The sequence below is a fragment of the Xanthomonas hydrangeae genome, assembly GCF_032697525.1.
GTDB lineage: Bacteria > Pseudomonadota > Gammaproteobacteria > Xanthomonadales > Xanthomonadaceae > Xanthomonas > Xanthomonas hydrangeae.
In genome coordinates this window covers 787,139-804,184 of record NZ_CP103836.1, presented here as the reverse complement: position 1 = coordinate 804,184, position 17,046 = coordinate 787,139, and the positions used below count along the sequence as shown (strand labels likewise).

Annotated in this window: 18 protein-coding genes, 1 other RNA gene and 1 pseudogene; 7 read left to right on the top strand and 13 right to left on the bottom strand. The window is 65.3% G+C overall.

Annotation, left to right across the window (positions count from 1 at the left end):
- Positions 1-109: 109 nt before the first annotated feature.
- From NYR97_RS03300 to NYR97_RS03280, 5 genes are all read right to left on the bottom strand, one after another.
- Positions 110-580, bottom strand: a complete 471-nt coding sequence (locus NYR97_RS03300) for an EVE domain-containing protein (RefSeq protein ID WP_316696687.1) — start codon at positions 578-580, stop codon at positions 110-112.
- Complete coding sequence (locus NYR97_RS03295) at positions 577-1,167, bottom strand: 5-formyltetrahydrofolate cyclo-ligase (protein WP_316696686.1); 591 nt, start codon at positions 1,165-1,167, stop codon at positions 577-579. Before NYR97_RS03295 ends, NYR97_RS03300 begins: the two co-directional genes overlap by 4 nt.
- 160 nt (positions 1,168-1,327) lie before the next feature.
- Positions 1,328-1,512, bottom strand: a non-coding RNA gene (gene ssrS / locus NYR97_RS03290) — 6S RNA.
- Positions 1,513-1,607: 95 nt separating this feature from the next.
- On the bottom strand, positions 1,608-1,907 hold the full coding sequence (locus NYR97_RS03285; RefSeq protein WP_006451377.1) for a cell division protein ZapA: 300 nt from the start codon (positions 1,905-1,907) through the stop codon (positions 1,608-1,610).
- Complete coding sequence (locus NYR97_RS03280; RefSeq protein ID WP_011038363.1) at positions 1,904-2,125, bottom strand: TIGR02449 family protein; 222 nt, start codon at positions 2,123-2,125, stop codon at positions 1,904-1,906. Before NYR97_RS03280 ends, NYR97_RS03285 begins: the two co-directional genes overlap by 4 nt.
- A gap of 237 nt (positions 2,126-2,362) precedes the next feature.
- Between NYR97_RS03280 and NYR97_RS03275 the strand changes: the two genes are divergently transcribed.
- The 3 genes and pseudogenes from NYR97_RS03275 to NYR97_RS03265 form a co-directional block, all read left to right on the top strand.
- A complete protein-coding gene (locus tag NYR97_RS03275; RefSeq protein WP_316696685.1) occupies positions 2,363-2,905 on the top strand; it encodes a YecA/YgfB family protein in 543 nt (180 codons plus the stop codon).
- A 13-nt stretch (positions 2,906-2,918) separates the two neighbouring features.
- Positions 2,919-4,250, top strand: a complete 1,332-nt coding sequence (locus NYR97_RS03270) for an aminopeptidase P N-terminal domain-containing protein (protein ID WP_316696684.1) — start codon at positions 2,919-2,921, stop codon at positions 4,248-4,250.
- 205 nt (positions 4,251-4,455) lie between these two features.
- Positions 4,456-4,667, top strand: a pseudogene (locus tag NYR97_RS03265) (hypothetical protein); the annotation flags it as partial.
- 90 nt (positions 4,668-4,757) lie between these two features.
- On the opposite strand, the gene NYR97_RS03260 reads toward NYR97_RS03265, so the two are convergent.
- The 8 genes from NYR97_RS03260 to rph form a co-directional block, all read right to left on the bottom strand.
- Entirely contained in the window at positions 4,758-5,156 is a 399-nt protein-coding gene (locus NYR97_RS03260) for an XVIPCD domain-containing protein (protein WP_316696683.1), read from the bottom strand.
- A gap of 28 nt (positions 5,157-5,184) precedes the next feature.
- Positions 5,185-6,510, bottom strand: coding sequence for a Xaa-Pro dipeptidase (gene pepQ / locus NYR97_RS03255; protein ID WP_316696682.1), 1,326 nt, complete (start codon positions 6,508-6,510; stop codon positions 5,185-5,187).
- 69 nt (positions 6,511-6,579) lie between these two features.
- Positions 6,580-6,927 carry a PilZ domain-containing protein gene (locus NYR97_RS03250; RefSeq protein WP_006451372.1) on the bottom strand — a complete coding sequence of 116 codons (348 nt, stop codon included), beginning with the start codon at positions 6,925-6,927 and terminating at the stop codon, positions 6,580-6,582.
- Entirely contained in the window at positions 6,924-9,356 is a 2,433-nt protein-coding gene (locus NYR97_RS03245; RefSeq protein ID WP_316696681.1) for a DUF1631 domain-containing protein, read from the bottom strand. Before NYR97_RS03245 ends, NYR97_RS03250 begins: the two co-directional genes overlap by 4 nt.
- Before the next feature lie 179 nt (positions 9,357-9,535).
- A complete protein-coding gene (hemW, locus tag NYR97_RS03240) occupies positions 9,536-10,693 on the bottom strand; it encodes a radical SAM family heme chaperone HemW (protein WP_316696679.1) in 1,158 nt (385 codons plus the stop codon).
- A 16-nt stretch (positions 10,694-10,709) separates the two neighbouring features.
- The gene (rdgB, locus tag NYR97_RS03235) at positions 10,710-11,309 is read right to left on the bottom strand and encodes an RdgB/HAM1 family non-canonical purine NTP pyrophosphatase (RefSeq protein WP_316696678.1); all 600 of its coding nucleotides are present in this window, start codon (positions 11,307-11,309) and stop codon (positions 10,710-10,712) included.
- The gene (locus NYR97_RS03230; protein ID WP_316696677.1) at positions 11,306-11,698 is read right to left on the bottom strand and encodes a VOC family protein; all 393 of its coding nucleotides are present in this window, start codon (positions 11,696-11,698) and stop codon (positions 11,306-11,308) included. The genes rdgB and NYR97_RS03230 overlap by 4 nt, the downstream gene beginning before the upstream one ends.
- Entirely contained in the window at positions 11,695-12,420 is a 726-nt protein-coding gene (gene rph / locus NYR97_RS03225; RefSeq protein ID WP_024938119.1) for a ribonuclease PH, read from the bottom strand. The genes NYR97_RS03230 and rph overlap by 4 nt, the downstream gene beginning before the upstream one ends.
- A 109-nt stretch (positions 12,421-12,529) precedes the next feature.
- Between rph and NYR97_RS03220 the strand changes: the two genes are divergently transcribed.
- The 4 genes from NYR97_RS03220 (at position 12,530) to NYR97_RS03205 (ending at position 17,045) form a co-directional block, all read left to right on the top strand.
- Complete coding sequence (locus tag NYR97_RS03220; RefSeq protein WP_316696676.1) at positions 12,530-13,390, top strand: YicC/YloC family endoribonuclease; 861 nt, start codon at positions 12,530-12,532, stop codon at positions 13,388-13,390.
- A 152-nt stretch (positions 13,391-13,542) separates the two neighbouring features.
- A complete protein-coding gene (gene gmk / locus NYR97_RS03215) occupies positions 13,543-14,154 on the top strand; it encodes a guanylate kinase (protein WP_043888920.1) in 612 nt (203 codons plus the stop codon).
- Positions 14,155-14,446: 292 nt separating this feature from the next.
- Positions 14,447-14,746: a DNA-directed RNA polymerase subunit omega gene (gene rpoZ / locus NYR97_RS03210; protein ID WP_002812428.1), complete on the top strand. Its 300-nt coding sequence runs from the start codon at positions 14,447-14,449 to the stop codon at positions 14,744-14,746.
- Between the two features lie 127 nt (positions 14,747-14,873).
- Positions 14,874-17,045, top strand: a complete 2,172-nt coding sequence (locus tag NYR97_RS03205; protein ID WP_205393843.1) for a RelA/SpoT family protein — start codon at positions 14,874-14,876, stop codon at positions 17,043-17,045.
- The last annotated feature ends 1 nt before the right edge of the window (position 17,046 follow it).

Sequence of the window (17,046 nt, the reverse complement as noted above, 5' to 3'; positions counted from 1 at the left end):
AGCTCGGGATTGGGGAATCGGGAATCGGGAATCGGGAATCGGGAATCGCAAAAGCGGATGGGCTGCGTCGGGATTTGCGAATCGCAAATCCCGAAATCTCTGCTCCCGGCTATTCCATCGCCAGCAACAATTTCCACTGCGCGGCGGTCACCGGCAGGATCGACAGGCGGTTGCCGCGGGCGATCAGCGGGAAGCCTTCGCCCAGTGCGTCGGCCTGCTGCTTGATTTCGTCGAGTGCGATCGTGCGCTTGAGTTTGCGCTCGAAGGCCACGTCCACCAGCATCCAGCGCGGATCTTCGCGGCTGGCCTTGGGGTCGTGGTAATCGGATTTGGGATCGAACTGGGTGTCGTCCGGGTAGGCCGCGCTGGCGACCTTGGCGATGCCGACAATGCCCGGCACCTTGCAGTTGGAGTGGTAGAAGAACACCCCATCGCCCACATGCATGCCGTCGCGCATGAAATTGCGCGCCTGGTAATTGCGCACGCCGTTCCACGGCTCGGTGCCGACGCGCTCCAGATCATCGATGGAAAACGTGTCCGGCTCGGATTTCATCAACCAATAGCGCTTGCGGGCAGTCATACGGACACGGTGTCGTCTTTCAGGAGGGTGGCGCGTTCGGTGCAGACGGCATCCACCGCCACGTCCCAGGATTCGGCGGGCAAGGCGGGAACCTGTTGCGCAGCGAAGCCGACGCCGACCAGCCAGGGCGGCGGCGCCTGGCGATGCCGAAACGCGAAGCTGCGATCATACCAGCCGCCCCCCATGCCCAGCCGGCGGCACTGCGCATCGAAGCCGGTCAGCGGCGTGATCACCAGCGCCATCTCTTCCGGTGCGAGCGTGTCGGCACGGGCCACGTCCGGTTCGGGAATGCCGTAGCGATTGCTGACCAGAGCCTGCCCCGGCCGCCACGGCGCAAAGCGCAGTGCGCGGCCATCCAGCACCGGCAGACAATAACGCAGCCCCTCGGGCAGGGTCAGTTGCCACCGATGCAATGCGATTTCGCCGTCCATGGCCCAGTAACCGGCCACGGCGCCGCTGCGCGGCGCGAAAGGGAGCGCCAGCAAACGCTCGGCCAAGGCATCGGCCGCAGACAGCCGCTGCGTCGCCGGCAGGCTGCGGCGCAGCGCACGCAACTGCTGGCGCCATCCATCTCGGTCGTCGGTCATCGGCATCTCGCAGTGGAACAGGTGACGCATTGTCGATGCCAAGCCGGCGCGTGCCTAGCGGCGCTTTGCCACCGCACTGCGCGGACGTCGGTGTTGCAGGGACGATGGACAGTCCAGACCCACAAAAAGAAACGACGCCCGAAGGCGCCGTTTCAGATTTGCATTCTCCGCCATGAACGATGCGGGCGAAACGACCTTGAACCCGGGGTTCAAGTGGGGACGTTGTGAAGCCATCGGGCTTCCCGCTACAAGGCGGACTTGCACTCCCGGCTTCGTCGCGCCCCCGTGGTCGTAATTAAGGGACAAGGCGAATGTTTTGCACGCTGTCGTTTACAGCAGAGAACGCAGGTGAAGTATAGACCTCTGCTGCGCGATGGCTAGCCCATTCGTCCGTCGGCACGATTGAAAATTCATATTTGCGACGACAGTGCGAATTGCACTCAACGCGGTGTGTCGGCCACGCTGTCGAGACGACGATTCAAGTTGTCCAGCGTGTTCGCCAATTCACGCTCGTAGAGCGCTTGCTGTTCGCGCAGTTGTTGCAATTCGTGCGCCAGATTGAGCGCGGCCAGCACTGCAACGCGATCCACCGCCGCCATGCGATTGCTGCCGCGGATCTCGCGCATGCGCAGATCCAGCAGACGCGCCGCCGCAGTGAGACTCTCGCGTTCGTCTGCGGTGACGCCAACCGTGTATTCACGATCCAGAATACGCACGCTCACCGGCTCGTTGTTGCTCACGTATGTTGCTCCAGTGACTTCAAGCGCACGATCATCGCTTCCACGCGCGAGCGCGCCTGTTCGTTCTTGGTCAACAACTGCGCACGCTCGCCGATCAACTGCTCCTGCTGATGACGCAGACTGCGGTTCTCGTCGGTCAACCGTTGGGTGCGCTCGACCAACGCCTCCACGCGGGCGGCAAGTGCGCGGAGTTGGGCGAGGGCGGCAGCGTTGTCCATGCGCTCACGATAGGGGCGCGTGCGCGCGGCGGTCAAGCGTGCGATCACGGCCCGCTCACCCGCCGTCAGGCCAATCCCGACAAGGGCTGTCGCTGACTCGAGCCGAGCCTGCCCCGTGCGCGTGGAACGCTGCATGGAACGCGGCAGTAGCAGCCGGGGCGGGGTGCCTTGATACACTGGGAAGTCTGATCGCCGGCCGGTGTGCCGGCCCCTTCTGTTCTTCGCCTGGATGACCTGATGGATCTGCCTGACGTAACCGCTGTGCAAAACGAGAGTCGCCAGTTGGCGCTGGCGTCCTCTGCGGCGGAGTTGCACGGTGGGCTGTGCGGGTGGCTCTCCGGTGGTGGCGCCGACAGCGGCGACTGGCTGGGGCACGTGCTGGCCGATGTGGCGCAGGTGCCGCCCAAGCAGGGCGGCGCCCTGGACCAGATGCGGCAGGCCACGGTGGCGCAGCTGGAAGACCGCGATTTCGCCTTCGAGCTCCTGTTGATCGACGACGGCGCACCGCTGGCGGCGCGCACGGATGCCTTGTTCGACTGGTGTCGTGCCTTCCTGGGCGGGTTCGGTCTGGCTGCAAAGCAGCGCCCGGTACTGACCGAAGAGGGCGAAGAAGCGCTGCAGGACCTGGCGCGGCTGGCGCAGGCCTCCAGCGACGATTTCGATGCCGCAGACGAAGACGACACCGCGCTGGCCGAGATCGAAGAGTTCGTGCGCGTGGCGGTGCTGCTGCTGCATGGCGACTGCGTGATGGGGCCGCGTTTCCGCCAACGTTTGAACTGACCGCACGACCGACATGAAAAAGCTCACCGGGATCGGCGCGGCCGAATACGCGCGCCGGCGCAAGCAGTTGATGCAGATGGCCGGCGAGCAGGCGATTCTGATCCTGCCGGCCGCACCCGAGCGGGTGCGCAGCCACGACACCCATTACCCGTACCGGCAGGACTCGGATTTCTGGTACCTGAGCGGCTTTCCGGAGCCCGAAGCGGTGCTGGTGCTGGTGCCCGGGCGCAAGCATGGCGAGGCGATCCTGTTCTGCCGCGAGCGCAATGCCGAGCGCGAAGCCTGGGATGGCCCGCGCGAAGGTCAGGAAGGCGCGGTGGCGCATTACGGCATGGACGATGCGTATCCCATCGACGATGTCGACGAGATCCTGCCGGGGTTGCTGGAAGGGCGTAGCCGCGTCTACTACCATTTCGGGCGCGATGTCGATTTCGATCTCAAGTTGATCGGCTGGCTCAAGCGCGTGCGTGAGCAGGTGCGTCATGGCGCGCAACCGCCGCACGAATTCCTGGAATTGGGACATCTGCTGCACGAGCAGCGGCTGTTCAAATCGCGCGATGAAATCGCGTTGATGCAGCAGGCCGCCGACATTAGCGTACGTGCGCATCGCGCCGCGATGCGGCTGGCGCGGCCGGGCGTGCATGAGTACGAATTTCAGGCCGAGGTCGAGCGCGAATTTCGCGCTGCCGATGCGTGGCCGGCGTACGGCAGTATCGTCGGCACCGGCAGCAATGCCTGTGTGCTGCACTATCGCGCCAACAACGCGCGCAGCCGCGACGGCGAGCTGGTGCTGATCGATGCCGGCGCCGAATATCGCGGCTATGCGGCCGATATCACCCGCACCTTCCCGGTCAATGGCCGCTTCACGCCGGCACAGCGCGCGCTGCACGATCTGGTTGGCGCGTCGCAGGCTGCAGCACTCGCGCAGGCGCGCCCCGGCGTAGCGTACGAAGCCGGGCATCTGGCCGCAGTGGAAACCCTGACCGAAGGATTGCTGCGCCTGGGGCTACTGAAGGGCACGCTGGAGCGCAACATCGCCGACGGCCATTACAAGCGCTTTTATCGGCACAAGACCGGCCACTGGTTGGGCCTGGATGTGCACGACGTGGGCGACTACCGGCTGGCGGGCGACTCGCGCCTGCTCGAACCGGGCATGGTATTCACCATCGAACCGGGGCTGTACATCAGCGCCGACGACACCACGGTGGAGGCCAGGTGGCGCGGCATCGGCATCCGCACCGAAGACAACGTGCTGATCACCGCCGAAGGCCATCGCGTGTTGACCGATGCGCTGGCGCGCAGTGCCGACGAGATCGAAGCGGAGATGGCCGGCAGCGTTGCGTAATGTTGCGTCCAATGCGTGTCGCATCGACGACGCGTCGAATCCGGTTTATCGCCTTACTTAGAACAGCTGACAGAACGACTTCATGCTGGCCTACTGCGGGGCGGCTGATCTGCGGCCTGGCTGCAGGGCCCTTGCCCGCCCACCGTCGCGGGACACGCTGCAAGTACGTCCATGTAAGCTCTTACGCGGCATCCATGCCGCGTAAGGTCCCGCGACGGTGGGCGGGCAAGGACCAGTCGAGGTGGTCGGTGTGCATGGCTTTAAACAAAGCGACCAGCAATCTTTCTGGTGCGGTGCCCTCGCCGATTGCGGGACCGTGTGGCGGCATGGATGCCGCCACCGAGCCTACATGGACGTACTTGCGGCGTGTCCCGCGAGCGGCGAGGGCACCGCGCCCTCGACCGACTCAGCGGTTGACCTGGACTTCTGACGGCAATCACCAAGATGCGGCTGACAAAACCCTGCGCGCACTGTCAGGCATCCGCTCAGTCGTTTTATTAGCCGATCTTACTGCCCCAACCGCGGTGTCTGAGTGGGTTCGGGTGGCTGAACCTGCTCAGCTGGCGATGCAAGCTGCTGTGCGCGCGCAAACGACTGCTCTTCCGGCGTGCTCAATGCCTGTTCGGTCTTCATATGCGCGCGTAGATGCGCCGGGTTGGCCGGGTCGCCTTGCACCACGAAGACGTTCTCGCCACCGTGCACGCCTTTGTCGTTCGCCTCGCTCATCAGCACGTGATCCACGCGCGACAGGCCGCCTTCCTTGGCCAGCGGCAGCAACGCGGCGGTAAGCCGTGCGCTGGTCTGGTCGGGCTCGCGCCCGTGTGCGGCATCGATCGCGTGCACACCGCGTTCGATCTGCTGATACATCGGATGGTCGGGGTGCGAGGGTTGGCGTGGATCGTTCATGGCGATGCTCCGTGCTGTGCGCGATGATTCATGCTGCGGCGAAGACCGGGCGGGTCAGGTTTTCCGGAGTGCCATCGGTGCACACCACTTCGTCTTCGATGCGGATGCCGCCGTAGGGTTTGAACTGGTCGACGCGCTGCCAGTCGATGCTGGCGGCGTGGCCGTTCTTCTTCACTTCGTCCAGCAGCATGTCGATGAAGTACACGCCCGGCTCGATGGTGACCACCATGCCCGGTTCGAGCACGCGGGTCAGGCGTAGATACGGGTGACCGGCGGGGCGCTCGATGCGGCCGCCGCGGTCGCTGGCTGCGAAGCCGGCGACATCGTGCACCTGCAAGCCGATCAGATGGCCCAGCCCGTGCGGGAAGAACGCGGCGCTGACACCGGTGGCGAGCGCGGCTTCCGGCGACACGGTGAGAATGCCGAAGTCCTTGAGGATGCCCATCAACGCCAGATGCGCCTCCACATGCAGCTGCTTGTAATCCACGCCCGCGCGCACGTTCTGGCCCATGCGGATCTGTGCGGCGTCGACTGCATCGATCAGTGCCTGGAATTCGCTGCCCGGGTCGGCGGCATGGGTGCGGGTGATGTCGCTGGCGTAGCCGTAGGCCGAAGCGCCGGCATCGATCAAAAAGCTGCGCAGCGGTTGCGGCGGCTGCTGGCCGAGTTCGGTGTAGTGCAGCACTGCGCCGTGTTCGTTGAGCGCGATGATGTTGCCGTACGGCAGTTCGTTGGCGTCCTGGCCCACGGCTGCGCAATACGCCATGTGGATGCCGAACTCGCTCTGGCCTGCACGGAATGCCGCTTCGGCGGCGCGATGGCCGCGCACTGCCAGCTGCTGGGCAATGCGTAGCAGTGCGAGTTCGTATGGGGTCTTGAAGGCGCGCTGGTAGTCCAGATAATCGATCACCGGCTGCGGATTGTTGGGCACATAGGCGCCGAGCGCACTCTGTGCCTCGCCAAGAATCGCGCAGCGCTCGGGCTGTTTGGGCAGCAGCGCCAAGGCCGCGTCCGGGGTGCGGATGATGTGGATGTCGCAGTGCTCCACCCACCAGCCGCTGGGGGCGTCGGGCACCACATGCCAGTAGTCGAACGGCTGGTAGAAGATCACCGTCGGGCGCTTGCCCGGGGTGTAGATCAGCCAGCTGTTGGGCACTCGCGTCAGCGGCACCCAGGCCTTGAATTGCGGGTTGACCGCATATGGGTAATCGCGGTCGTCGAATATCTGGTAATGCAGGCTGCCGCTGGGCACGACCAGATGATCGAAGCCGCCGCGCTGCAGCGCCTGATCGGCGCGCGCGGTCAGCGTGCGCAGGTGGTCGGAATACAGGTGGCTCAAGGACAGCTGGGTCATGCGGGGCTCGATCGGCAATGCAAAGGCAATGCGCAATTTTGCCGCAATCCTGGCAGCGGCGCTGTGCCTTCAGCCGGCCATGTGTTCCTCGGCGATCCAGGCGCGCAGGCGTCGCCGATGTGGCTCCGACATGGTCAGAAAGCGGAAACCGGCCCAGGCCTGTCCGGGGGCGTGCGCGGCTTCGGACCACAGCAGGTGCACGCCGACATCGATCTCGGTGGCGCGGCCCACGCGCTCGGGCAGGGTGAAGCGCAGTTGATACAAGGCGTCGTCATGCAGCGGAACCGAAGCCAGCAGCAGCATGCCGGTTTCCGACACATTGCCGACCCGGCCGATCTGCGCCTCGCTGAGCATGTCGGTGACCGGCACCAGATCGGTCGGTTGACGGCGCGGTGCGCGACGGGTGTCCTGGATCATGGGGCGACCTCTGCAGCAGGCGACTGGCCGGCAAGGTGACGTAACGTGCGCACGGTGGCATGCCAGGCGCGGTCGATCAGACGCGATTTTTCTTCGACCAGCAGGCGCGCCTGGCCGCCGGTCATCAGCCGCGCCAGACCATCCAGCGACTGCTCGCCGATCTTTTGCCCACGCTGATTGACGAACAACGCGTTGTCGGTCATCGGGCTGTACCAGGACAGCCGTTGCCGACGCAGGTCGCCCTGCTGGTTGACCACGAATTCGAACCAGGTGCCGAATGGCAGGCTGCGCAACTGCGTGTAACACGCCTCTTCGGCCGGCGAGCGCGGTGTGGCGATGTCCTTGCGCGGGGCGTTGTCGCCCTGGTCGCCCAGCCGCGTGCGCGCCCTGAGTTTGGCGGTGAGTTCGGTGCGCGAGGTCATCTCGTCTTCGCCACCGGGCGTGGACAGGCGCCGCGCGATCGCCGCCGCTTCGTCCTGGTGATAGCCGATCTGCAGCAGTGCGGTTTGGACATCGCCACCGAGCGCGGTGTCGGTGGGCTGACCCTTGCTCAGACAGGTGACCTCGGCGATACGCGCCGTCAGCGCCTGGCGCTCATCCCATTCGGGCGATTGCTCGCCTTGCCGCAGCAGCGTGAGCGTGAGTACGTCCGACCACGCCTGGCGCAGCAGCGATTGCACGAAACGCGGTGGCGCGCTCTGCTCGCACAGATCCTCGATGCGCTCGGCGGCCTGCTGCTTGGCAGATTCCAGCCGTTCCTTGCCGCGTGCGGCATCCACATGGCGCCGCTCGGCGACCTCGGCCTTGCGCGCCAGTGCGCGTAGATGCGTCTGGATCTCGTCGTTGGCCGCAGCGAAGACGCTTTCGTCGCCGTGATAGTCGTTGACGATCTTGTCGACCGCATTGCCCAGCTTGTGCAGCAACTGCGGGTCGACATCGTCCTCGCCCAGCCACACCGCACCGGACTCGGCCACGGTGTTGAGCAATTCGCGCACCGGGTGCTGATCGCGCACGAAAAAATGCGTGTCGGCCAATGCCGCGCGCACGACCGGCACCTGCAACTTGGCAAGCAAGGTCTGCGCCGGGGTCTGCTCGCGCACTTCGCGTTGCATCTGCGCGTAGAGCAGGCCGAGCAGGTCGAAGGTGTCGGTGTCTTGCGGCGATAGCGCCGCGTCCGGGCCGTGCTGGGCGCGCAGCAGTTCCAGCACCTGCCGCTGCACCGCATCGATGCCGGCCGCTGCAGTTGATTGCGCGGCTAACGCGCCTTGCAGGCTGGCCAGCGCGTCGCTGAGCGCAGCTTTGGGCACTGCCGTGGAAGCAAGCTGGGGAAATGCTCTTTCAGGTGTTGCCTGCGAGCCTGTTGCGGGCGCTGCGCCGTGATGCGCAGAGTTGTGATTCGATGAACTGTGATGCGCAGATGGGCCTGCGTTGCCGGCCGCCTGCGACTGACGTGCCGACGACATCAGGCCGCCAAGCGCCTGCATTGCATCGCTCAATGCAGGTGTTGCCTGCTCACCGTATGTAGCTGCAGCCAGTGTCATCGGAAAATCGGACGGATCCAGCAAGGCGCTCTGCCACGGTGTCGGTGCGGACTGCCCGCTCCAGCCGGTCGCCGGTTGTCCGCCACGCGGCGGCATCGCGCGCGCGTTGGTGGGTGCAGCATCCTTCGATGCAGTGGCCGATGCAGGCAGCGCACGCCGCGCCTGCACCTGCGTGGGCTTGACCAGATACGGGTGGTAGATCAGCCCCGGCAGGATGCCTTCCTGTGCGAGGACGCTGTTGACACGCTCGTACAGATCGTTCAAACGCTCGATCAGCTGACGCTCGAACACGCGGTACAGCGTGAGTTGCCCATCCAGGCTCAGCCCCAGCGTTTCGCCGCATTGGCGCAGCAGGCGGCACAGCGCGTACGGACCGAGCGGGACTTCTTCGAGTTCGAATTCGGCAACCACGCCGATCACCGCCAACCGTTGCGCCAGCAATTGCAGCGCATCGGCACGGCGCGAGGTTTCGCGGCGTGCGATCTCGCTGAGCACGATGTCGCGGTCGATATCGGTGTCTTCCACCAGCGTGAGCATCTGCGGATGCGCCGGCGCATCGGCCAGCGGTGTCAGCGACGGGCGCTGGCGCAGGTTGGCCAGATCCTGCGCCAGCTGCTGCAGAAAGGCTTGCGGAAACCGATCGATATGATCGCGCAGGCCACGCGTCTGCGCGTAGGTTTCGGCCTGGATCTGGCTGTTGCGCGCATGTTCGGCCTGATGCAGCAACTCGCGTTCCAGCTCGACGATGGTCAGCCGCAGCGGCCCGCTGAGCGCCTGCACGCAGTGCGCATGCAGTGCCGCGAGCAGATGCCGGCCGCGCGCGGACACCGGCGCATCGGCAATCGGGCCGCTGAGTGTGTGCTGCAGGGAAGAGGCGGGCGTGGACATCCGTGGAGGTGTGCTCGGTTCGAAGCGTGAGCTATGTAGCATGTTTTCCGCGTTGCCGCGCGACATTGGAGCGGCCAGGCGCGGCCATTGCTCGGTGCGATGGACCCCTCGAACACTCCAGACCTGCCGTGCCGATCACGCGCGGATGACTGGCGCTCGCTAGGGTTTGCTGGCCAGCGTCAGATCAGGAACAACTCGACCACATCGTTGGTGAAGCGGCGGCCCAGTTCGGTCGGTATCACGCGTCCGTCCTGCTCGGTCATCCAGCCCTGCGCGACCGCGCGCGCCAACGGCGCTGCGATCTCGGACGCCGCCAGACCGGTAGAGGCTTCGAAATCGCTCAGCCGGAAGCCTTCGTGCAGGCGCAATACATTGAGCATGTATTCGAACGACAGCCGGGCGCGCGGCACGACCTCATCGCCGCCGATCGATGCCGCATTGCCGGCGCTGGCCAGATAACTCTGCGGATGTTTGTGCTTCCACCGCCGCAGTACGTGCTGCTCGGCGCCGGAACTGATCTTGCCGTGCGCACCGGCGCCAATGCCCAGATAATCGCCAAAGCGCCAGTAATTGAGGTTGTGCGCGCATTGCCGCCCGGGCTTGGCGTAGGCGCTCACCTCGTACTGCGCGTAGCCGGCCTCGGCCAGCAGGCGTTGGCAATGTTCCTGGATGTCCCAGGCCGCGTCGTCATCGGGAATGCCCTTGGGCGGCCGCGCGAAGAACACCGTGTTCGGCTCCAGCGTGAGCTGGTAATGCGACATGTGCGTGGGCTGCAACGCGAAGGCGCGTTCGAGATCGCGCTCGGCCTGCGCCAGGGTCTGCTCGGGCAGCGCGTACATCAGGTCGATATTGAAATTGTCGTAACCGGCATCCTGCGCCAGCTTGATCGCGCGCTCGGCTTCGGCACTGTCGTGGATGCGACCGAGCCGCTGCAGCGCCACATCGTCGAAGGTCTGCACCCCGAAGCTCAGGCGGTTCACGCCAGCGGCGCGATAACCATCGAAGCGGCCATGCTCGGCGGTGCCTGGATTGGTTTCCAGGGTGATCTCCAGATTCGGTGCGAAGCGCAGCCGCGCAGCCGCGGCTTGCAGAAAGCGATCGATCGCCTCGGGCGGAAACAGGCTGGGCGTGCCACCGCCGAAGAACACCGAATGCACCACGCGGCCCCACACCAGCGGCAAATCGTTGTCCAGATCGCGGATCAACGCATCCACGTACTCCTCGAACGGCAGCACGCCCTTGGCCGCATGCGAGTTGAAATCGCAGTACGGGCATTTACGCACGCACCAGGGCAGGTGCACGTACAGCGACAACGGCGGTGGAATCAGGTCGGACACTGCATCAGGCCATCGTTCACAGCGACAGGGCGTGCAGCTTGTGCTGCAACGTGGCCAATGCCACCGCACGGTGACTCAGCCGGTTCTTCAACGCGGTGTCCATTTCCGCAGCGGTGAGGCCATGCATCGGATCCAGAAATACCGGGTTGTAGCCGAAGCCGCCATCGCCGCGCGGTTCGGTGGTGATCACCCCTTCCCAGCTGCCTTCGGCGATCAGCGGCTGCGGATCTTCCGGGTGACGCAGCAGCACGATCACCGCGTAGAACCGCGCACTGCGGCGCTCGGCCGGCACGTCGCGCAGGGCATCGAGCAACTTGGCGTTGTTGGCCTGTGCATCGGTCGGGCTGCCGGCGTAGCGCGCGCTGTACAAGCCGGGCGCGCCGCCGAGCGCATCGACGATCAGGCCGGAGTCGTCGGCCAGTGCCGGCAGGCCGGTGACCGCGCTGGCATGACGCGCCTTGATCAAAGCGTTCTCGACGAAGGTCAGGCCGGTTTCCGGCACGTCTTCCACACCGAGCTCGCCTTGCGCCACGATGTGCAGCGGCAGGTCGGCCAGCATGGCGCGCAGTTCTTCCAGCTTGCCGGCATTGCCGCTGGCCAGGACCAGTTGTTTCATTGCTTGGGCTCCAGCAGGTCCCACTTGGTGCCGTACAGATCGCGGAACACCACGACCGTGCCGTACGGTTCCTCGCGCGGGGTTTCCAGGAATTCCACGCCGAACGCCTGCATCGCCGCGTGGTCGCGCCAGAAGTCGTCGGTGTAGAGAAAATGATCCACCCGCCCACCGGTCTGGTCGCCGATGCGCGCGCGCTGCGCGTCGTCGCCCGGCTGCGCGAGCAGCAGCGCGGCCTCCTGCGCGCTGCCCGGGCCGATGACGATCCAGCGCTTGCCGTCGCCAAGTGCGCGATCCTGCAGCACCTGGAAACCCAGCGCACCGGTGTACCAGGCAATGGCCGCGTCGTAATCGGCGACCAGCAAGGTGGTCAGGGCAATGCGTCGGCTCATCCGGCAAGCGCAGCGCGTTGCAGGGCAAACAGCTCGCTCATGCCTTGTTCGGCGAGGGCGAGCAGCGCGTTGAGTTCGTCGCGGCGGAACGCGTGGCCTTCGGCGGTGCCCTGCAGCTCGATGAAACCGCCGCCATCGTTCATCACCACATTCATGTCGGTGTCGCAGTCGCTGTCTTCGGGGTAGTCCAGATCCAGCACCGGCTCGCCGCGATAGATGCCTACCGACACTGCGGCCACCGCGCCGATCAGCGGATGCTTCTTGATGTCCCCGCGCTTGAGCAGCAGGTTCACCGCATCGGCCAGCGCCACGTAAGCGCCGGTGATCGCAGCGGTGCGGGTGCCGCCATCGGCCTGCAGCACGTCGCAGTCCAGGGTGATGGTGCGCTCTCCCAGGGCATTGCGGTCCACACAGGCGCGCAGTGCGCGGCCGATCAGACGCTGGATTTCCAGCGTGCGCCCGCCCTGCTTGCCACGTGCGGCTTCGCGGTCGGAGCGGGTGTGGGTGGAGCGCGGCAGCATGCCGTATTCGGCGGTCACCCAGCCTTCGCCCTTGCCGCGCAGGAACCCCGGCACGCGGTTTTCCACGCTGGCGGTGCACAGCACGCGGGTGTCGCCGAAGCTGACCAGCACCGAGCCTTCGGCGTGACGGGTGAAAGCGCGTTCGATGCGCACCGGGCGCAGCTGGTCGGCCGTGCGGCCGCTGGGACGGGAAAAGGTCATGCGATGAGTCCGGAAGTCGGGAGGTGGGTCTGGGTCAGCGCGTGGCGAGGCGGTCAGCCAGCGCGGGCGGCTAGGGTACCATTCGCGCTTTGAAGGTACGGGACTGACGATGATTCGAAGCATGACCGCGTTTGCTGGCGGCGAACGCATCACGCCCTGGGGCACGCTCGGTTGCGAGCTGCGCTCGGTCAACCACCGGTTTCTGGAAGTGGGCGTGCGCCTGCCCGAAGAACTGCGTGCGCTGGAGCCGATGCTGCGCGAACGTGTGGCGGCAAAAAACAGCCGCGGCAAGCTGGATCTGGCGCTGCGCCTGCGCGCGCCGGACAACGCGCAGACCCTGTCCGTCAACGAATCCCTGCTGCAGGAACTGGGCGCACTGGCCACGCGGCTCGACGGTGTGTTTCCCAAGTTGCAGGTCGGATTTACCGATCTGTTGCAGCTACCCGGCGTGCTGCAGGTGCAGGACGTGGACGCACCGGCGCTGCAGGCGCAGGCCCTGGCATTGCTCGATGAGGTGGTAGACAGTTTCGTCGCCGCGCGCGAGCGTGAAGGCGGCAAGCTGGCCGAGGCGATCAGCGAGCGGGTGGATGCCATCGAACGTATCGCCGCCGAAGTGCGCACGCTGATTCCGGCCATTCGCGAAGGTCAGCGCGCCAAGCTCGCCGCACGCCTGGCCGATCTGCCGCATCCGGTGGACCCGGGGCGCGCCGAGCAGGAACTGGTGCTGTGGCTGCAGAAGCTGGACGTGGACGAGGAACTGGATCGCCTGTCCAGCCATATTTCCGAGATCCGCCGTGTGCTCAAGCAGCGCGAACCAGTCGGCCGTCGATTGGACTTCCTGCTGCAGGAATTCAACCGCGAAGCCAATACGCTGGGCTCCAAGTCGGTGGACAGCCGCACGTCCAACGCGGCGGTGGATCTGAAGGTGCTGATCGACCAGATCCGCGAGCAGGTGCAGAACATCGAATAGCCGGGATTTGGCATTGGGGATTCGGGATTGGCTGATGGCAACTGGCATGCGTCGGCGTGCTGCGGCCAATCCCGGTAGCATATCGACCCCGGTGGCACCGGCCCGCAACCCGTTTGCGAATCCCGACTCCCCCAATCACGAATCCCCGACCTATGCGCGGCACCCTCTATATCGTTGCGGCCCCCTCCGGCGCCGGCAAGAGCAGCATCGTCAACGCCACCCTGGCGCGTGATCCCAAGATTGCCTTGTCGATCTCGTTCACCTCGCGCGCGCCGCGGCCGGGCGAGCGGCATGCCGAGCACTACCACTTCGTCTCCGCCGACGAGTTCCAGGGCATGATCGAAGCGGGCGACTTCTTCGAATATGCGCTGGTGCATGGCGATTGGAAGGGCACCGCGCGGCAGTCGGTGGAGCCGCAGCTGGCTGCCGGCCACGATGTGCTGCTGGAAATCGACTGGCAGGGCGCGCGCCAGGTGCGCCAGAAAGTCCCCGACGCGGTCAGTGTGTTCATCCTGCCGCCTTCGCGCCAGGCGCTGGACGAGCGTATGCGCAAGCGCGGTCAGGACAGCGAGGACGTGATGGCGCAGCGCCTGGCCGCCGCACGCGAAGAGATGCTGCACTTCGAAGAATTCGATTACGTCATCATCAACGAGACCTTCGAGACGGCGGTGTCGGAGATGTGCGCGATCTTCACCGCCAGCCGGCTGCGTCGGCAGGCGCAGCAGCAGCGGCATGCCGGCCTGATCCAGGCGCTGCTTGACTGAGTTCCTGGTGTGGTGGGTGGAGTGGCGATCCTGGGTGTCACGGCGCGACGACGCCGCAGCTGAAGATCGGCATTCTGCCCGGCATGTCGCTGCGGCTTGGGGGAAACGGCCGGCCAGGCGTGCGGGGCTGTTCTGCGCACCAGGACGGCGCTGCGTCTTGATCGATTTGTCCAAGTGGCTGATTCCAAAGCAAACTGAATGAAAGCCGGTTGCCCGCCCAGTGGCCCCGGCGTACACTCCGCCCCCTTTCCCTCATTCGATGCGCGGCCGTTGCTGGTCGCCGGGAGCCCGCATGGCCCGCATTACCGTAGAAGATTGCCTGGAAGTCGTGAACAACCGTTTTGAGCTGGTCATGATGGCCTCCAAGCGTGCCCGTCAGCTCGCCAACGGCGTGCAGCCGCTGATCGAAAATGCCGACGCCAGCGACAAGCCCACCGTGATGGCACTGCGCGAGATCGCCGCACGCCGGATCGACAACGCGCTGATCGATGAAGTCGAGAAGGCCGAGCGCGAGCGTGCCGAGCGCGAAGCGCTGGAATGGGCCGCCGCCGAAGTGGTCGCCGACGAAGACATGTCCAAGAACGACGATTGATTGCTCGCATCGCTGCGATCGATCCGAACAGCCCGCCTTGTGCGGGCTGTTTTCGTTTGCGGGCCGCTTTCGCGCGCGTAGTGCGCAAACGTTTGCCGTGACTGCGCCGCTGGCATAGTCTTCCGCCATGAACCCAGGCCCCACTGCCCAGGCGACCGTCGTGACGTCCTCGTCTCCCGACCCGGCCATCCCCGATTACGTCCTGCACCTCGAACGCGCTGCCAGCTACCTTCCCAAGGAGCAGCTGCCGATCCTGCGCCGTGCCTGGGAAGTGGGTGCCACCGCGCATGCCGGCCAGACCCGCAAGTCGGGCGAGCCTTACATCACCCATCCCGTCGCCGTGGCCGGCGTACTCGCCGAACTCGGCCTGGACATGGAATCGCTGATCGCCGCGATCCTGCACGACACCATCGAAGACACCCCGCTGACCCGCGAAGAGCTGGCGGCCGAGTTCGGCGAAGCGGTGGCCGAACTGGTCGATGGTGTCACCAAGCTGGACAAGCTCAAGTTCCGCGACCGCCAGGAAGCGGCGGCGGAAAGTTTCCGCAAGATGCTGCTGGCGATGTCGCGCGACTTGCGCGTGATCATGATCAAACTCGCCGACCGCCTGCACAACATGCGCACACTCGGCGCGCAGAGCAGCGAGGCGCGCAGCCGCATCGCGCGCGAAACGCTGGAAATCTATGCGCCCATCGCACAGCGCCTGGGCATGAGCCTGATCAAGTCCGAGTTGCAGAACCTGGGCTTTCGCGCGCTGTATCCGTGGCGTCACGCCATCATCGAAAAACACATTCGCAGCCAGCCGGTGGTGCGGCGCGAATCGATGGCGCAGGTGGAAGTGCAGCTGTCGCAGCGGCTGGCCAAGGAAGGGCTTGAACATCGGCTGGTCAGTCGCATCAAGACGCCCTGGAGCATCTATTCCAAGATGCACGAAGAGAACAAATCCTTTGACCAGGTGATGGATGTATTCGGCTTCCGTCTGGTGGTGCGTTCGGTGGCCGATTGCTATCACGCCCTGGGCGCGGTGCATGCCACGTTCAAGCCGCTGGACGGGCGCTTTCGCGATTTCATCGCGATCCCGAAGGCCAACGGCTACCAGTCGCTGCACACCGTGTTGTTCGGCCCGTACGGCTCGCCGATCGAAGTACAGATCCGCACTGAAGAAATGGATTTGATCGCCGAACGCGGCGTGGCCGCGCACTGGACCTACAAGGTCGGTTCCACCTCGCCCAACAGCGCGCAGAGCCGCGCGCACGACTGGATCGTGGAGCTGATCGATTCGCAGCGCGCTGCCGGTTCGTCGCTGGAGTTTCTGGACAACGTCAAGGTCGACCTGTTTCCGGACGAGGTCTACCTGTTCACGCCCAAGGGCAAGATCCTGGCGTTGCCGCGCAATTCCACCGCGCTGGATTTTGCCTACGCGGTGCATACCGACGTGGGCAACCGCGCGGTCGCCTCGCGCGTGGACAAGAAGCTGGTGCCCTTGCGCACCAAGCTGGTCAGCGGGCAGGCGGTGGAAATCATCACCGCGCGTTCGGCCACGCCCAAACCGCAGTGGCTGGAATTTGTGGTCAGCAGCAAGGCGCGCACTGCGATCCGCCACCAGCTCAAGCAGCTCGAACACGAAGATGCCGTGCAGCTCGGTCACCGCATGCTCGACCGCGCGCTGGAAGCGATGGACAGTTCGCTGGAACGGCTGCCCAAGGGCCGCCTGGACGCCTTCCTCAGCGAGCACCGTTATCCGCGTCTGGAAGCCTTGCTGGCCGACGTGGCGCTGGGTAACTGGATGCCCAACCAGGCCGCGCAGGCCTTGATGGCCTACGCCGAACTGCGCGGCGGCGGGCATTCCAAGCATTCGCACGAAAAGATCCTGATCGACGGCAGCGAGCGTGGCGTGATCAGCTTCGCCAACTGTTGTCAGCCGATTCCCGGCGACGAAATCATGGGCTACCACACCGCCGGCAAGGGCATCGTGGTGCACCGGCTGGATTGCACCAACCTGGCCGAACTGCGCAAATCGCCCGAACGCTGGGTGCCGATCGATTGGGATTCGGGCGTCACCGGCGATTACGACACCGCATTGGTGGTCGAGGTGGAAAACCGCACCGGCGTGCTGGCGCAGCTTGCCGCAGCGATCGCGCAGAGCCAGTCCAACATCGAGCGTGTGGATTACCTGGACCGCGATTTCAATGCGGCGGTGCTGCGTTTCAATATCCAGGTCCGCGACCGCCGCCATCTGGCCGAAGTGATGCGTCGGCTGCGGCGCTTGCATGTGGTGCAAAGCGTCGGCCGTCAATAAG

Coding starts and splice junctions, on each gene's coding strand:
- NYR97_RS03300 (WP_316696687.1), bottom strand. CDS start 580: ATGACTGCCCGCAAGCGCTATTGGTTGATGAAATCCGAGCCGGACACG.
- NYR97_RS03295 (WP_316696686.1), bottom strand. CDS start 1,167: ATGACCGACGACCGAGATGGATGGCGCCAGCAGTTGCGTGCGCTGCGC.
- NYR97_RS03280 (WP_011038363.1), bottom strand. CDS start 2,125: ATGGACAACGCTGCCGCCCTCGCCCAACTCCGCGCACTTGCCGCCCGC.
- NYR97_RS03275 (WP_316696685.1), top strand. CDS start 2,363: ATGGATCTGCCTGACGTAACCGCTGTGCAAAACGAGAGTCGCCAGTTG.
- NYR97_RS03270 (WP_316696684.1), top strand. CDS start 2,919: ATGAAAAAGCTCACCGGGATCGGCGCGGCCGAATACGCGCGCCGGCGC.
- NYR97_RS03260 (WP_316696683.1), bottom strand. CDS start 5,156: ATGAACGATCCACGCCAACCCTCGCACCCCGACCATCCGATGTATCAG.
- pepQ (WP_316696682.1), bottom strand. CDS start 6,510: ATGACCCAGCTGTCCTTGAGCCACCTGTATTCCGACCACCTGCGCACG.
- NYR97_RS03250 (WP_006451372.1), bottom strand. CDS start 6,927: ATGATCCAGGACACCCGTCGCGCACCGCGCCGTCAACCGACCGATCTG.
- NYR97_RS03245 (WP_316696681.1), bottom strand. CDS start 9,356: ATGTCCACGCCCGCCTCTTCCCTGCAGCACACACTCAGCGGCCCGATT.
- rdgB (WP_316696678.1), bottom strand. CDS start 11,309: ATGAAACAACTGGTCCTGGCCAGCGGCAATGCCGGCAAGCTGGAAGAA.
- NYR97_RS03230 (WP_316696677.1), bottom strand. CDS start 11,698: ATGAGCCGACGCATTGCCCTGACCACCTTGCTGGTCGCCGATTACGAC.
- rph (WP_024938119.1), bottom strand. CDS start 12,420: ATGACCTTTTCCCGTCCCAGCGGCCGCACGGCCGACCAGCTGCGCCCG.
- NYR97_RS03220 (WP_316696676.1), top strand. CDS start 12,530: ATGATTCGAAGCATGACCGCGTTTGCTGGCGGCGAACGCATCACGCCC.
- gmk (WP_043888920.1), top strand. CDS start 13,543: ATGCGCGGCACCCTCTATATCGTTGCGGCCCCCTCCGGCGCCGGCAAG.
- rpoZ (WP_002812428.1), top strand. CDS start 14,447: ATGGCCCGCATTACCGTAGAAGATTGCCTGGAAGTCGTGAACAACCGT.
- NYR97_RS03205 (WP_205393843.1), top strand. CDS start 14,874: ATGAACCCAGGCCCCACTGCCCAGGCGACCGTCGTGACGTCCTCGTCT.